A 16,797-nucleotide genomic window follows, 5' to 3' on the forward strand; every position below is an offset into this window, starting at 1 on the left:
CCTTTACTTTCATATATCTCCAAGTAATAGTTAAACTTAACTGTTTTTTATTGATAATAATGGCCGATTGTGATTCCAATTTACACTGACTGAAAAGTCGAAGAATTTTGATAGATTCTCTCCAGTGAGCAATGTTTTAATATTTCCAGAAGCAAAAACTTGTCCTTGTTTTAATAATAGTATTTTATTAAATACAGGCAGAATTTCTTCAGCATAATGAGTAATAAAAATAATTGTTGGTCCATTTGGATTCTTTGCAATTTGGTCGATGGATTGTAGTAATTTTTCTCTTGCAATAAAATCTAGACCATTTGTCGGTTCGTCTAAAATGAGTAATGCAGGATCTGCCATTAAAGCACGAGCAATTAATACTCTCTGTTTTTCCCCTTGAGATAATGTTTCATAGTTACGATTTGCATGCGATAAGCACTCTAACTGCTCTAGCAAGGAAACTGCTTTTTTCCTCATGGCGTCAGTAGGCGTTTCGTATAGACCAATTGATGCGAAAGCACCACTAAGAACTACTTCGAATGCATTATCACCTAAATGAATCTTTTCTTGTAGGGAAGCTGATACAAAACCAATCTTCGAGCGGAGTTGTTCTGCTAAATACGTTTTTCCAAATTCCATTCCTAGAACAGTTACTTGGCCTTTTGTCGGAAAATAATAGGCATTTATCAAATTTAACAGTGCAGTTTTACCAGCCCCATTTAAGCCATAAACTGTCCAATGTTCTCCCTTATTTACGTGCCAAGTAATGTCTTGTAGCAGCCAATTCCCCTCTCGTTTTAAATAAACATTTTCCATCTTTAAAACCAAGCTATTCCCTCCTTCATAAGAAGAAACTTTATCAAAACCTGCCGTCTATTAAAATTAGATTTTCATAGTTATCGTAGCTTTAAACTGATTTTAAAACAAGATCTATGAATATTAGAGTGATAAAATATTTTGGCACTTTGATTTTTCTATTAAACATTGACTTTTTTTATTTCTGTTTTTAACTCCTTGTATACTCGATTACCTTCATAAAAGAACAACTTTATCGTTTCTGTAAGAATTTTTCTGTTTTCTGGTTCCATACTACTCACGATTTTGATTATTTCAACGATTTTTCTCCACTTATCTTGAGTCAAATCATCTATCGTTTTTACATTAGTTGTATCAAAAATAATAAACAATGCATCTACAAATTGACTTCGCTGTGACTCATCCATTTTATTTAACAGTGATTTTAATGTGCCATCAACAATTCTACTTTCTTTCGTTACACTTTTCACACAAATAAAGTTACTTCCTAAAACTTCCCATGACATTGGATCATGCTGCATCATTACTTTCCTACTGCTTTTTACGATAACGAATTCTTCTTCATGCTCAAGCATCATTCCTACAATGGAGGATTGTGGTATAATCGTTTTCACCTTACCTAGCATTTCTTTATATTCTTTACATTCAATTACATCTCTATGAAATCCGGGTCCATCGTTATTGTATACTGAAATAATTCGTGTTTTAGTAGAATCATTACACTTAATAGCAGCATAAACAGCTAAGTTCCCACCTTTGGAATGTCCTCCTAATATTAATTGTTTATTCGTGCTTCCAACAGCTGTCTCTAAATAATTTATAGCCTCTATTTGGGCAGGAACAGGAGACATAAACGTCATATTAAAATTTTCCTTCCACCCAACTATTGTATTATCTGTCCCACGAAAAGCAACAAATATAGTATCTTTATTGATAGAAATATTAATGGCAGAAAATTGCTTATGCTCATTATAATCAATAATATTGACATACTTTGAAAGAGTAAGATTCGAAAACCGTTCACTTTTAGCTATGCGTTTAAACAGTTTTATAGACTCCTTTATTAAAGGAGAAAGAGTATTCGTTCCTTCTTCTCTATTGAGTTTATCAAATAAATCAGCGGCGCATTTTATAGTAATGCTCTTTGAACAGTGTAAATCGGGTACAATTTTTTCAAAGTTTACATATGACAATTGAGATAAAATGAGATTATCAACATCATTAAATGGTGCTTGGTCAAAGGTTAAGTCTCCTCGCCAATCTATATAATCCAACATATTTGCCAACTTTTATCACCCTTTTTAATAATGAATCCGTTATATACATATCATTAATAATTATAATGTAAATATATTAATATATGTTTCATATTTCAATATTTTAACTTTAACTAAATATATGGCATGATATTATAGAACCTATGTAAAAATAGAAGCTATCACCTTTAAAAAACGAAATCATTAATGTTAAATTCAAACATGTTAATTATTTTATTACATCAATAGTTTTAGGAGGACTCATGACTAGTACATCAAGTGAGATAGAACATTCATTTAAAATTTTAAGAATTTTTAACTTTGCCATTTACGGCACTATGGCTTTACTAATGCCTTACTTACCTTTATATTTTCAAGGTGCTGGATTTACCAATGTGCAAATAGGTATTTTAATGGCATCTGGTCCATTCGTTTCACTTATTGCAAACCCATTTTGGGGATATTGGAGTGATAAACTCCAAAATACGCGTAAAGTACTGACCATCATGTTAATTGGAAACCTTATTTTAAGCCAGATTTTCTTCCAAATGACAATCTTCGTTTATGTTTTTGCGATTATGCTCTTCTTCTTTTTTTTCCAGACAGCTTTAAATCCGATGAGTAATAGTATCATTTTACATGCGATACAAAATACACGTTACCAGTTTGGGACGTTTCGTTTATGGGGGTCACTTGGATTTGCTATTATGGCAGGAGTGGCAAGCCCATTTATACAAATGATTGGTACTGAAAATCTTGGGTACATATATGGTGCATTTATGATCGTTGTAATTTTTCTTTGCTTTGGTTTACCATCGCAAGGAAAGGCATCTGGCAAGGTTTCATTTAGTGGTTTTACAAAGCTCTTTAAAAATGGATATTTTACAGCATTTTTACTACTAGGTATTCTTATCTCTATCCCAAATCGTATGAATGCAACGTTTATTTCCATCTTTATTAGTGACTTAGGCGGTGGTGAAATATATGTTGGGGCATCTTGGTTATTAGCAGCTATATTGGAGGTTCCGGTCTTTTTAATTTTAGACCGCTATTTACGTCATTCTGAAAGGTTAATGATGGGATTATTAGGATTAGTGAGTTTGCTATTTGCAATTAGATGGTTATTAATGAGTATTGCCCCTACACCATTATCCATTACTTTTATACAGCTTTTACACGGATTTAGCTTTGGGATCTACTTTTACACTGGAACGCAACTCTGCGCTTTACTTATCCCTGACAAATACCGGGCAAGTGGGCAAGCACTTTATGCACTAGCCTGGATGGGGGTCTCTGGGATAATCGCAGGCGTAATAGGTGGTTGGATTTTTGATACGTTAGGTGCACGCCAAATGTACTCTGTTGGGATGTGGATGTCTATCATTGGTGCTCTCGGATTTGCTTTTATTTGGATGTTACAAAAAAACAGAGGTAAACGGAGCTAGTAATGCTACCACTTCTAGTACGTAAACGAATAATTCATTCTAATCGATTATCCTCAAGTAAAGTGTATTAATTTCACGTTTATAACAAATATTAACATTGTTAGAAATTTAAGGAGGGATTACAATGGATGCACAAAGAGCGCAGGAAATTTGTTCTTCTACTGAGATGAAAAGTGTACTCTACAACGGTCAACAAATTTATATTGAGCATGTCGACCAAGGGACTGGGCAAGCTACTATTCATCCGTTAGACGATCCAAATAAAAAGCAAAGCGTCTCAGTTACAGAGTTAACAGAACAGTAAAATGAAAAAGTGGGCGACTCATAAGGTTTATTTTTACCTATTGAGTCGCCTTTTTGTGCAATGTGTGGAACTTTCGTAGTCACTTAAAAGTTCACTATAAGTGGCCTATAGTGGGCACGCAGGGTGTACCCTTGGTTGGGACTTTTGTAGCTATTGAACTCCCTACTTTTTAGTAGTTGATTAATTAACGTTAGCTTTAGTTAATTTGAGATTTTTTACTCTACCACCTGAAAAACTAAAACCTGTCACATGATCACCTTCATAAATAAACTCAACGACAAAAGTAAAAGGGGCATTTGTTACAAACTTATTTTTATTCAGTTGATAAAGGACTTGTTCATCGTGCCTACTGTGAGAAAGATATAAGACTCCATCTCTATTGATTATATCGTAAGAAGTATCTATTTCTTTACTTTCATATTGCCCGATAAACTTTTCACAGTTTATCGGTTTAAACGGTTGAATTTTTGCAAGCGGAACGTGCTTATCCTTCGTCCTTAACAGACCACTCTCTCTATTTAAAAACAGGTTTAAATTTAAATGTTCAATTTTGAAATGATTTCCTGCTACATGTACTAGCGGTTCATAGCCATAGTCATTTTTTATAAAAGCTTTCCCATCTACCACTTTGATGGTAAAACTCATAAAAAATTCATCTTTAGACGGAAAGTAGTCACCCTCGACATCTTCAATATCTATCTTTTCAACTAATTCTTCGTAGTCATCTACCTCTTCATCACTATTTTTTATGTTAAGTACGACGTCCGCAATAGATAATGCTGCATTTTTCATTGCGATATTTTGCGTATTTGAAAATAAAACAATATCAACATCTGCCTCGATAAAACGTATGACAGCACTTCTATAAGCTGCATCCGCCCCCCGTGCTCAATATATGAATGTCCTTTATATTTATCAATAAATATCCCACCAGCATAACTACTTACTGATCCATCTGTTAATGTCGGTCTCTCATACATCATTTTTAGCGTTTCCTCTTTACAAATAGACGACTGCTTAAAGTTGTCCATCCACTTTAAAAAATCAGTAGCTGTTGTGTTTAATGACGTTGCCCCGTAAGTACCATAATTTAGTACACTGTAAACATATTGCCCCTCACCATTATTGTAATAAGAATTTGCTTTGTTTCGAATAATTTTCGAAAAATGATCTTTAAAGAATGTATTCTCCATGCCTAAAGGCTTAAATATTCTTTCATAAGCAAAATTTTGAAGTGAAGCACCACACATTCTTTCAACAATTTCTGATAGTAAAGTAAAGTTTGAATTACTATATAAAAATTTCGATGTTGGAGTAAAATTAAGCTCTTTTTGTTTACTTATAACACGAAGTGCATCTCTTTGCGTAATTGTATCAACAATTCTTACTCCACTTAAACCTAGTAATTCCCACTGATCTCTTATACCACTGACATTGTTTATCATGTTTCTAATCGTTACTTTTTCTGTGAAGTTCACGAGATCAGGAATATACTTACTAATGTCATCATCAATATGTATCTTGCCATCCTCATGAAGCAATAATATGCACATCACCGTTATTTGCTTTGACACTGACGCTACATGGAAAACTGTCTCATCTTTAACCGGAACGTGGTGTTCTATATTTGCATAACCAAAATTCTTTTTATAAATAGTTTCCCCATCTTTTCTTACGATAACTTGACCTCCCGGGCAAAAACCTTGCTGCCATTTAGAAAATATGGAATCTATTTTCTCCTCTATATTCACTTTAAAACCTCCAAATCACTAGACTAATATGATCTTTGTCAACTTAAACAGAAGTCCACTTTCCAAAAAGCTTATACTCCTTTTGAGAGCTTTAAAGCAAGCTTTTCTATTTTAGGATCATTTTTAGTAAATCCAACCTTCTCAAAAACGGCCATCATAAATTCATAATGCGCATGTCCTCTACTAGTAATAATTCTATCTGTCACACATAAATCAGTATCAACATACGTTCCGTCTTCATAATACTCATTGTATATGGCATGGATATGCGGCATTGTCGTGTATTCACAATCTAATAATCCGGCTGATCCAAGTATCATAGATGACGCGCAGCTTGCAGCAATAATACCGTCATATTCTTGAAGAAAATCAATAAGAGTTTGTTTATCTAATAAACTTTCATTTATTTCTCCACCAGCTAGCAAGATCAAATCATATTCCTTAGGATCTTTATTATCTAGAATCTCAGAGTCAACATAGATTCCTCCATCAGTTGCTACTAAACCACCATCTACAGAAAGTGTATTTATTTCCCAGCCGTCTTGCTTTAAAAACATCTGCATGAGACTAACTTGCCAAATCGCAAAGCCTTCATATACAATAAACCCTATTTTTTTCATCATTCACCTCATTATAGTCTGTCTTTATATCTCAATACTGTAGTAATATCATCATAACAAAAGTACAGGGAAGAATCCTCTGTTTACTCATACTTAAGTCGTATACTGAAAAAAGGTTTCATTTTTTTACCTACTGAGTCTACTTTAGCTATTGGACACACCCACTTTTGGTTTATACATTGTATCTTTAAATAGAACACGCCAGCACCAAATGGCACTAGCGTGTTTTATTATGTTTATTAATCTTCTAGAACTACGACAACTTTATGCGTTTTTCCATCATTAAAGATTGGCGCTTTGTTCCCCTCAATTTTTTCACCATCAACAGTCATTGATTTAACACCTTTACTAATATGGTTGCTGTTAATGACTTCAATTTCATATGTTGCATTTCTGAAGTATTTAGTTGCTTTAAAGCCATCCCACTCTTTTGGTATACACGGATTGATGATCAGTCCGTCATAAGCAGCCATAATACCTAAAATGTACTTCGTACCTGCTTGATACATCCAAGATGAAGTTCCTGAAAGCCAAGAGTTACGTCCAAGTCCGAACTGAGGATGCTCGTCACCTAAAATGTTTTGTGGATAAACATAAGGCTCGATTTCATACTCATCGATCTTGTCATTTTTGTATACTGGATTTACTTGCTTATAATATTCGAACGCTCTGTCTCCGTTACCAACAATTGTTTCAGCAATCATTGCCCAAGGATTTGTGTGTAGGAAGATTCCCCCATTTTCTTTAGCTCCTGGCGGGTAAGTTGTAATACCACCTTTATTCGGGTCAAAGCCATTGAATCCTGGATAACTAAGTTTAATACCATTTTTCGTGTTTAGAATTCTATAGACGGAGTCTAACGCTGTTTCCGCTCTTTCTTCAGTGGCAAAGCCGGATATTGTTGCCCACGTTTGGCCGTTTACGTATATTTGACCATGTGCATTTTTATGTGATCCTAAAGGTTCGCCATCATGATCAATGTATCGGATGTACCATTCTCCATCCCACCCTACATTGTTTACAACTTCTTTCATTTCAGCATACCAAGTTTTATACGTTTCAACTGTCTCGGTTTCTCCCAAGAACTCTAACAGATCAATTAGCTCAAGTAATGCTTTTCCATATAAATGAGCGTTAATAAATGACTCAGCACCAGTTGGTAAGTTGATTGTATCGTTCCAATCTGCAAACCCTAACAATGGTAGGCCATTTGCGCCAGTATCATTTCTTGTAAAATGAACAGAGCGCTTCAAGTGCTCTAGAACTGTCCCTGACTCTTGTGGATTTCCTTCACTATCCTTTTCGTAGAATGGAATTTCTTTATTTAGGAAATCAATATTTCCGGTTTCTTTTACGTAACTACATACAGATTGTACAATCCAAAGGTGGTCGTCACCATAATAATCTGGTCTATCTGGTCTTTCTCTTGAATCTCCTTCGTTAGCCTCCATTGTAGACGCAAAGAACTGATGCATTGCAGAACCATTTCTTTTTTGAGTGTGAAGAAGTTTTTCAATTAGTTCACGTGCATCTTCAGGATAGTTTGGAATAACGCCTAATACGTCCTGTGAGCTATCTCTAAATCCAATACCTCTTCCACCAAATCCTAGCTGATAAAGAGAAAGGTCTCTTGACCAGTTTTTTGTAATGTAACATTGTCTTGGATTATGGATGTTAAGAAGTGTATTCATTTGCTCATCAGGAGTTTCAACCTGTAGTTTAGAAAGATAATTATCCCAGAATTTCGCTAAAGAATTGAACGCTTCATCGACATTTTTCTCATCACGGTATTTATTAATAGAATTTTGTTCTCTAGAAATTTCTTCACCTTGCCCTAACTGGGTGATTACTCTTTTTGATTCTCCAGGAGCTATCTCTCCAAGATGATGAAGTAATGCACCAATGTTGTCGCCTCTACTTGCTTCATAATTACTTAACTCTTCATTTTGAAGACTAAGTGGATTTGCCCAAGTACCAAATTCATTATCTCCTAGGAAAATCTTACGATCAGATTCAATGGATGAAATTGGGTGGTTCGAAGTAAAGTAATTAACACTTGTCCCTCTATTCATAAATGCATTTTGTGTTAAAACCTTAAATCCATTTTCTTCTTCAATTAGCTTAGACTCCATCGTTTGAGGTACCCAATCCGCATTTGTAAATTGCTTTAATGCATCAAAATGTGTGTACTCAACAACAGGAATTAAGTCAAGCTCAACAGGTGTTGTTCTTAAATTTGTAACTTTAATATCACGAATTAATCTAGGATCATTTTCTGGTACAAAAACTGTAATTTCTGTTCTAATACCGTTAATTTCAGAGATATATTTAGAGTATCCAAGACCTACTCTACACTCATATAGATCATATTTATCTAGTGTCGGTACATAGTAAGGAGAAAAAATGTTATAGCTATCATTTTCCTTTACTCTTATGTATGTTGTTTCACCGTTGAATTCGTAACTCGGCAATTGAGGTAAATATTTTACAATTCTGTTTAAAGCCGGGTCTCCTTTACAAATAAGTGAGCCTCCCGTTTGGTCTACAAATCCACCAAATTTTAAGTTACCTACATAGTTAATCCATTTTGTTGGTGTTTTAGGGTTCGTTATTACATATTCTCTCGTTTCGTCATTAAAATATCCGTATTTCATTATGCCCCTCCTTAATACTACTTAGTTTAGGTTTACGCTAAAACATTTTCGTACACCACATCAAGTATATAACAATCCGTTTTAATTTCAAAGAGAACTTTGTGAAATTATTTCAACAATTGGACATATTTTGACATGGTATTTTTCTTTTTTACGTTCTCTTAAAAACCTTCCATATCAATAAAAAAGTGACACAATTATATTGTATCACATAAGAAAATTATTTATTATTTTATATTATATAATACTGCACTCATTCCACTTAAATAATAGGTTATATTCACTAAAAGGTTTTCGTAAATCAAGGCAAATGAAATAGTTGATCATTCACTAACTAAGCTAACTATCATCTAATATATCCTTATTATTCCTTACCAGTATTATATTTATCCATATCATCAAGCATTTTCACTCGTCTTCTAAATTCCTCTGATGTACTGAATGTTGATTGTAAGAATCTCTCAATTAATTCCTTCGCTATAGTGGGGCCGATAATTTGAGCTCCAATAGCAATCACGTTTACATTATCATGCTCGACACATTGATGCGCAGTATAAATATCATGGCATACAGCAGCTCTTATCCCTGGTATTTTATTTGCTGCAATACTAGCACCAACTCCAGTCCCACATATCATAATCGCTCTCTCTACTTTCTGATTAACAACAGATTGACAAACTTCCTTTGTAATTACTGGAAAATCAACAGGATTCTTGTCAAAAGAACCGAATTCAATAACTTCATGACCAATATCTTTTAAAAATTGAAGAATTAGTGCTTTTAATGGAAAACCAGCATGATCAGATCCGACAGCTATTCTCATCATCTCTCGCCCCTTTTGTAAAAATGAGTAGTCTACTTCATTTTACCATATAAGAATTAAAAATCTTTGTCACTTCGTACAACAAATTGATGCTATGTTATAATGATACAGACTCCCTAGTAATAGGTAGAGGGCACTAAAAAAGGGCGATATTTGATGGCACTGATAAAGGTCGTTTTTTTACCTTATTCAGTCCCTCCGCTATTTACCTTTTACAGTGCCTCAATAGGTATTTATGGTGGTGATTGCGTTGGATCCATTAGATATTCTTTTAAATAAAGATAAAATTGTTCCTCATTATCAGCCGATTATTAGTGCTGATAAACAAATCGTTGTAGGTTATGAAGTATTTGCTAGAATGCTCACAAAGAATGGCCCGCAAAGTTTGGGCTCATTTTTTAATGATGAATCTATCCCAGATGAATATCGTGATGAAATTGATGACGTTATACAAAACATGGCATTAGAAAGGTTCATTGAATCACCTGAACTTTATATAGTTTTAAATATTAACATGCAATCGTTGTTAAAAGATGACGGCGATTATTTAATGGAAAAGCTTAATTACTATAAAAATAGAGGATTATTATTAAACCGAGTAGTTTTGGAATTGAAGGAAAAGGATTATGCAGACAGTTATTCTGACATAAAACATTTAATTACTTATATTCAAAGTACTGGAGTAAATATAGCAATCGGAGATGTTGGTATTTCTTCTGCTAACCTTGAGAGATTAGCTAATTTAAAGCCTAACATTGTAAAAGTAAATGTCGGATTCCTAGAAGGAGATACTTTTCCCGAACTATATCGCGATGTACTTTACTCACTGTCTTTATTAACGAGAAAGCTAGGGTCAACTTTATTATTTGAAGGTATAGATAATTATGCTAAGTTAAACTTTGCATGGCGCAACGGGTCACGCTATTATCAAGGCTATTATTTAGGAAGACCTAAAGGAGACTTTGTTGAACCAGAATTTTGTAAGACAAAAATAAAAAAAGAATTTCACTTATTTATTGAACACGAGCGAAAAAAAATTGCTGCACAGCACTTATTAACTGAAAAACTTAGCTTATCTTTAAAAGAAATTTTAAAAAACATCAATATGAATAATAATATAGACGAAATTGTATTTCGAATTGCTGAAGCAATGGAAAACTATACTTTCAGAGTATACATATGTGATCACGATGGTTTTCAGCAATCCTCAAATGCGGTGAAAGGAGAGCATGGTTGGATACTCCAAAGAGAAACTAGACAAAAAAATTGGAGTTGGCGTCCTTATTTCATTGAAAATATCGTTAGAATGGATCTTGAAAAAAGAGGTATCTTGTCCGATTTATACACTGATATTGAAAAAGATGAAATGATTAGAACATATTCTCATCCACTACAAAACGGGTTATTTTTATTTATTGATATTCCCTATTCGTTCTTGTACGAACAAGATGCACTACTCTAATAAAATAATCATAACCACTGCAATTATATTTAGTTATTCTGCGGGGATTAAAATATCCCATGCACGTATGGTTTCCCCGCAGAAAGATAAACATTAACAACGATATTATGATTCACTCTCTTTCACTAGTAAACCCTTTGATTTCATCAAAATCACCCGTAATCATAATAACATCGTCTGTATCGAATAAAACATAGCTAGGGAATTGATCGATACCTAATAATAAAGCATCTTCCGTAGGTCCATCAATCCCAGTAACAACTGAACCCGTTTCAAATATATGTGATTTTGATATCAAATCCATAAACTCGTCAGCTTCATCTATATTGTCTTGATAACTTTCACTACTATCAAAAAATAACACTGCTGTATACATTCCTTCGCCGTATGACTTTAGATTATTGAGTACATCTTGTTCTGTTAATATATCTCCGAAATATTTTACCTTTTCAGCTGTATATACAGGGAAGGTATCAATAGAATGAAAAGGACCATCATCAAAGTTTACTTTTGTACGTTCCTTTATAAATTCCTCTTTTACCCAGATTTCCACATTTCCGTAAGATAACTCTTCCAATTCGATTTCTTCATTATCTTCATTTACTATTGCCGTCTCGTCTGTTAATTCTACAATATAAGCATATGCATATTCAGTACTATATGAGTTGACAGAATCATTTTCATTGCGATAATCATCAACATGTACTAATGCCATCTGTTTTTCCTCATAAATCGAATAAGTATAGCCTACAATTTCAGCATCCCTATTAAGTTCTTTTTTCTCAATACCATCACTACAAGCTGATAGCAATAGCAAAACGAAAATGAATATACCTGTATTCTTCATTTAAACAACACCTTCGTTTTTTTTTATTTTTTTGGCTCTGTTAAAGGCTAATGTTGATCTCGCGAAAGGTCAACAACAGAGTATGACATGGCCTATTTTAAAAAAGTCATTCCATTACACTTTATGTCATATTCTATATTGTTTTATTGTTATTTTACAGTAAAGTGCTTATACAGAAACACCTCTATTATGTCATTCTCAACATGTTAGCGATATGTATACTTTTTTAAAAATATTATACGTACTATTTTTAATGTGTAGATAAGGATGAAATGCAATAAAAAAACTGTTATCGTAGTTATATGATTAATGAGTAAAGTGAGGAAATAATGATGATGATTAGACAAGCAACTGTAAATGATTGGAAAGGTATAGCGAAAGTACAAGTTGATAGTATGCGCGAAGCATATAAAAACCATTTTCCAGCAAAAGTAATTGATAATATGAACTATCTTGACCGTGAAAATAGGTGGCAGAACGACCTTCCTAAAACAATTAGCGGAGGTACGATGAATTATGTAGTCGTAAATGAAAAAGATATAATTATTGGGTTTGCATTAGGTGGTACAATGAGAGATCCGCGTCTTAGGATTAAATATACTGGGGAACTATATGGGATTTACCTAGTTCCAGAATTACAAGGACAAGGATTTGGAAAAAAGTTATTAGAAAGCGTAGCTTATCATTTAGCATCACAACATCACAATAGCATGGCACTTTGGACGTTAAAACCTCATAATTCATGCTTCTTTTTTGAGCGAATGCAAGGAAAGGAAGTTTATGAAAAAAATACGATGATAGGTGGAAAAGAATTAAAAGAATGTGCTTATGGTTGGGATGATGTACAATCTATTTTGTCAGAAACGAATCACCTAAACTAAATTAAAGGTCATGTTGAAAAGAGAGCGATTCAAAATGTCATTATGGACCTTCTGAATCGCTCTTAAGGTAAGTCGTCTTTACCTTCAATTACTATTAAGAGGTTTTATCCTTCTTCATCGCTTCTATGTTTTCTCATTACCTTTGTAGGTGAATAGCCTGGATTAGAATGCAGTTCATAAATGGCATCTACCTCTTTCGCCACCTCTAAATCTTGTTCATCTCGTGCAATATCCTTTTTAGGTGTTTGTGGTAACGTTTGTTTATTTTTATCTCTTGCTTTTTGTTTATGTGCTCGTCCCATATTTTCACCTCTTTTCCTATTATATTTTTTGAAATAAAAACTACACTTATGTACTATTTTATTTGGATAATGATGGGATAAAATGATAAATTCACACATTTTTCGCTTTAGAATATATTAATTAACAAAGTGATTTGAATAGAAGGAGGGTAAAGATGGCTAAGTATCGGAGGAAGCCAATCATTGTAGATGCTGTTAAAATCACAAGGGAAATGACTATAAATTCATCAAAAGGCACTTTAAAAGGGGAACCAGGGGATTATCTAGTAACAGAGTTAAATGGGGAACAATACCCTTGTAGTGCAAAGGAATTTGAAAATAATTACGTGCCTACAAAAAGTTGGATTGATGTTAAAGGTGTAATAAAACGTTCATTTAAAAAGCTTAAAATAAAAACAAAGGAAATTGTTGCAAAAAGTTAAAAAGGAGCTAAAAAGTATGTAATACTTTTTAACTCCTTTCACGTTTAGTTACAATGAAACAACAGAATCTTCATTATTATCATGTTTTACTATTTCCTTATTTTCGTCCTTATTTTTTCTTCTCTTAAAAATGCTAGTAGCTGATGATATTAAGCGATAAACTGCAGGAATTAGTAGCAGCGTTATAAAAGTTGAAAAAAGTAAACCAGAGATGATAACCGTAGCCATTGGCGCTTGATAGTTACCAGTCGTACCAACTGCTAATGCTAATGGTAGCATCCCCCCTGCTGTTGTAAAAGTTGTCATAAAGATTGGACGAATTCTATTTTTACCAGCTTCAATAATAGCTTCTTGCATGCTATAACCTGCTAATCTTAGTTTATTCGTTCTATCTATTAATAGTATGGCATTGTTTAATACGATTCCTATGAGCATAATGACTCCCATTGCTGAAATAACGCTTAACTCTCTTTGTGTTATGAATAGACCAGCAATAACACCAACTATTGTCATTGGTATAACAGACATAACGATAAACGGATGAATAAAATGATTAAATTGAACCGCCATCACTAAATACACTAAAAATATCGCAATCACTAATACGAGCAACATTTCCATCATTAGTTCCTGCTGTGCTTCTAAATCTCCAGCAACTGAAACGGTATATTCTGCTGGTACTTCGTAATTTTCTATTAACGACTGCACCTCTCTATTTATAGTTCCTAAATCTGTTCCCTCAATATCTGCAGTAATAGATAGGAATCTTTCCCCATTTTCATGTCTTATTTCATTAGGTACATTCACAGTTTCTAAACGAACGTAATCAGATAATTTCTTTTCCCCATTCAAGGTTTGGATTGGGAGATTTAATAAGTCACTCTTTATTTCAATAGGTTCCTCTAAAGAAGCAACCAAATCAATCATCTCATTTTCACTATTTATCTCTCCTAAAGGAAACTCACTAAACTGCTGTTCTATAAATTGCATAATGTAAGTTTTAGATATATTATCCTCTTCCAGAGCAAGTTCATTGAGATGTATCATTTCTTGTGTAGACATGCGCTCCATCGAGTTTGTAGTACCAACTACACCATCAATTTTATTTAAGTTATTAATTACATCGTCAGCGATATCAGATAACGTGTCAAAGTTTTCACCTTTAATATTTAACTGAACTGGAGAACCGCCTCCGCCATCCATTAAGCTAAACACACCACGAATAGGATAGTCTTCCTGCAAACTTCGTAATGAACGAGAGATTTCTTCGTTCACCTCTTTTTGCTCTCGTGTAACATCATCATCCTTTGTCATGTTAATAATTAAATATAGAAGATTTCCATTATCCATGACATAGTTTGACTCGACGTCCTGAATTCCCGCTACCGTTTCACTCACCTTGCTCACAATTGTTTGTTTCTCACTCGGTGTTACTCCAGTTTCAATTTCAACACCAATCTCTGCATAACGATTTAATACATCAGGCATAATTGTCATTGGTATTTTTGTTATAAGGAAAAGTGATCCAACAAATAGAGAGAAAAACATTAGAATGACTAAAGCACTATGCCGTTTTTTACGAACTGTCCATGAAATTAATCTTCCATATGTGTTCATGATACGTTGTCGTTTATTTCCTTTGTTTTTCCTAATCGTTAACAATTTTTCTGAAAGTGATGGAATAAGTGTGAAGGCTACTATAACTGAGCTAATGAGTGTTATTGCAACAACTGCTGATAGTACAAGAACAAACTGACCCATTTCACCACCGATAATACCTATCGGAAGAAACACAACTATCGTCGTTAGCATCGATGCGATAACAGCAGTTGCAACTTCTTTTGTACCTTCTAATACTGCCTGTAAATGATGATAACCTTGTTCCTTTTTCCGATAAATAGATTCTAATATTACTATAGATGAATCGACCATCATACCGATACCTAAACCCAGTCCAATTAAAGTTAGCATATTAAAGCTATAATCTAATAGCCACATCGTTAAAAATGTGAGTAATATAGACGTTGGTATAGATAGCCCTATGATAAAGGTGGCCCTTATATTTCTTAAAAATAGTAGCAGTATGACGATCGCAATAATTGCACCGATAACAATATTACTTGTTACTCCCTCAATCGAATCTTGGACATAATCAGCTTGTGCAACTACTTCATTAAAAGAAAATCCGTCTACTAACCCTTCTTTAAATATGAGATTTACCTCTTCACGAATAGCTTCTGCCATTTCTATTTGTGTTGTGTTTGCAGCACGCCCAACCTCTATGAATATAAAGTCTTTTGAACCGTTTTTCCAGACGGAAGATGCACTTTCTTTTTCCTGTAAACTTACAGTTGCAACACTACTTAACTGTATACTTCCACCAGTGTGTAAAGGTATTTTGATCTCCTTTACATCATTAATTGAATGTAGTGAACTATTCCAGCGAACAGTTGGGGTATCGACCTCACCTATGAGTTGCCCCATCGTTACTTCACTGTTTGCTTTTTGTACCTCTCCTAATACATCCGGTATACTCAGATCATTTTTTTGTAATTCTTCTCGATTAAATAAAATGAGCATTTCTTTTTCTTCTAACCCTACTATTGATACATCTCTTACTTCACGAAGAGATTCTAACCTTGGCTTCACTATATTTTTTGCAAAGTAAGACATTTCCTCCATGTTCCCGTCTGATATGTCCATAAAAAACTCATAGTCTTGGTTCGTACCATAAAGTCCTGTATAAACTTCATTTACCTGTGACATCGAATTAGTAGTACTATTTACTATCGAATCTAATTCCTGTAGAACGTCTTCCCCGCTCCCCGCTTCTAGCATTAATTGGATAGAGCTTCTACCTATTCCAGAAGATGACACTATTCTTTCTACTCCTTGTATTGTTTGGAGTCTACTTTCTAAAGGACTCGTTATGTTTCTTTCTACTTCAATGGCAGCTAATTCACCAGCATCGACCTCTACATAAGCTACATCAAAGTCAATTGATGGAAACAATTCCTTATCTAGTTTTGTCATCGCATATGTTCCTAAAATTAAAATCAAACAAACAAGTAAAACGACTAAAATTTTTCTTTGTACAATAAACTTTAATAATCCCATAAAATTCTCTCCTCTTTTCTATAACAATGAAATATCACTGGAATAAATTTCTATTATCATTGTATATAGCAAAGAAGTGAAAAACATTTGTCTGCGGAAGTAAATG

The 16,797-nt window shown here is 33.8% G+C and carries 15 protein-coding genes; 5 read left to right on the forward strand and 10 right to left on the reverse strand.

All coding sequences use genetic code 11. The annotated features are described in order from the left end of the window. Window positions 1–36: 36 nt before the first annotated feature. Window positions 37–819, reverse strand: coding sequence for an ABC transporter ATP-binding protein (locus BCELL_RS11515; RefSeq protein ID WP_013488918.1), 783 nt, complete (start codon window positions 817–819; stop codon window positions 37–39). A gap of 149 nt (window positions 820–968) precedes the next feature. Further along, complete coding sequence (locus BCELL_RS11520) at window positions 969–2,084, reverse strand: DUF2974 domain-containing protein (RefSeq protein WP_245547016.1); 1,116 nt, start codon at window positions 2,082–2,084, stop codon at window positions 969–971. Window positions 2,085–2,326: 242 nt separating this feature from the next. Here BCELL_RS11520 and BCELL_RS11525 point away from each other — a divergent pair, with 242 nt between their 5' ends. Then, complete coding sequence (locus BCELL_RS11525; protein WP_013488920.1) at window positions 2,327–3,508, forward strand: MFS transporter; 1,182 nt, start codon at window positions 2,327–2,329, stop codon at window positions 3,506–3,508. Between the two features lie 124 nt (window positions 3,509–3,632). Continuing rightward, window positions 3,633–3,812 carry a small acid-soluble spore protein H gene (locus tag BCELL_RS11530; RefSeq protein ID WP_013488921.1) on the forward strand — a complete coding sequence of 60 codons (180 nt, stop codon included), beginning with the start codon at window positions 3,633–3,635 and terminating at the stop codon, window positions 3,810–3,812. A gap of 180 nt (window positions 3,813–3,992) precedes the next feature. Here BCELL_RS11530 and BCELL_RS21640 read toward each other — a convergent pair whose 3' ends face one another. From BCELL_RS21640 to rpiB, 5 genes are all read right to left on the reverse strand, one after another. After that, entirely contained in the window at window positions 3,993–4,604 is a 612-nt protein-coding gene (locus tag BCELL_RS21640) for a hypothetical protein (RefSeq protein WP_049786636.1), read from the reverse strand. Further along, entirely contained in the window at window positions 4,601–5,563 is a 963-nt protein-coding gene (locus tag BCELL_RS11535) for a serine hydrolase domain-containing protein (protein ID WP_049786637.1), read from the reverse strand. Before BCELL_RS11535 ends, BCELL_RS21640 begins: the two co-directional genes overlap by 4 nt. A gap of 71 nt (window positions 5,564–5,634) precedes the next feature. Then, complete coding sequence (locus BCELL_RS11540; protein ID WP_081457290.1) at window positions 5,635–6,186, reverse strand: DJ-1/PfpI family protein; 552 nt, start codon at window positions 6,184–6,186, stop codon at window positions 5,635–5,637. Between the two features lie 236 nt (window positions 6,187–6,422). Next, window positions 6,423–8,837 (reverse strand): glycoside hydrolase family 94 protein, encoded by a 2,415-nt coding sequence (locus tag BCELL_RS11545; protein WP_013488923.1) that lies wholly within the window; start codon window positions 8,835–8,837, stop codon window positions 6,423–6,425. Window positions 8,838–9,201: 364 nt separating this feature from the next. Continuing rightward, the gene (gene rpiB / locus BCELL_RS11550; RefSeq protein WP_245546888.1) at window positions 9,202–9,663 is read right to left on the reverse strand and encodes a ribose 5-phosphate isomerase B; all 462 of its coding nucleotides are present in this window, start codon (window positions 9,661–9,663) and stop codon (window positions 9,202–9,204) included. 238 nt (window positions 9,664–9,901) lie between these two features. Between rpiB and BCELL_RS11555 the strand changes: the two genes are divergently transcribed. Continuing rightward, entirely contained in the window at window positions 9,902–11,122 is a 1,221-nt protein-coding gene (locus BCELL_RS11555) for an EAL domain-containing protein (RefSeq protein ID WP_245547017.1), read from the forward strand. Between the two features lie 112 nt (window positions 11,123–11,234). Here the strand turns inward: BCELL_RS11555 and BCELL_RS11560 are convergent, their stop codons facing one another. Beyond that, window positions 11,235–11,969 (reverse strand): hypothetical protein, encoded by a 735-nt coding sequence (locus tag BCELL_RS11560; protein ID WP_013488926.1) that lies wholly within the window; start codon window positions 11,967–11,969, stop codon window positions 11,235–11,237. Window positions 11,970–12,298: 329 nt separating this feature from the next. Between BCELL_RS11560 and BCELL_RS11565 the strand changes: the two genes are divergently transcribed. Continuing rightward, the gene (locus tag BCELL_RS11565; protein ID WP_081457291.1) at window positions 12,299–12,850 is read left to right on the forward strand and encodes a GNAT family N-acetyltransferase; all 552 of its coding nucleotides are present in this window, start codon (window positions 12,299–12,301) and stop codon (window positions 12,848–12,850) included. Between the two features lie 104 nt (window positions 12,851–12,954). Here BCELL_RS11565 and BCELL_RS11570 read toward each other — a convergent pair whose 3' ends face one another. Then, window positions 12,955–13,152, reverse strand: coding sequence for a YfhD family protein (locus tag BCELL_RS11570; protein ID WP_013488928.1), 198 nt, complete (start codon window positions 13,150–13,152; stop codon window positions 12,955–12,957). Between the two features lie 155 nt (window positions 13,153–13,307). Between BCELL_RS11570 and BCELL_RS11575 the strand changes: the two genes are divergently transcribed. Then, window positions 13,308–13,574 (forward strand): hypothetical protein, encoded by a 267-nt coding sequence (locus BCELL_RS11575; RefSeq protein ID WP_013488929.1) that lies wholly within the window; start codon window positions 13,308–13,310, stop codon window positions 13,572–13,574. Between the two features lie 48 nt (window positions 13,575–13,622). Here BCELL_RS11575 and BCELL_RS11580 read toward each other — a convergent pair whose 3' ends face one another. After that, complete coding sequence (locus BCELL_RS11580; RefSeq protein WP_013488930.1) at window positions 13,623–16,691, reverse strand: efflux RND transporter permease subunit; 3,069 nt, start codon at window positions 16,689–16,691, stop codon at window positions 13,623–13,625. Window positions 16,692–16,797: the final 106 nt, after the last annotated feature.

Source organism: Evansella cellulosilytica DSM 2522 (assembly GCF_000177235.2).
GTDB classification, from domain to species: domain Bacteria; phylum Bacillota; class Bacilli; order Bacillales; family Salisediminibacteriaceae; genus Evansella; species Evansella cellulosilytica.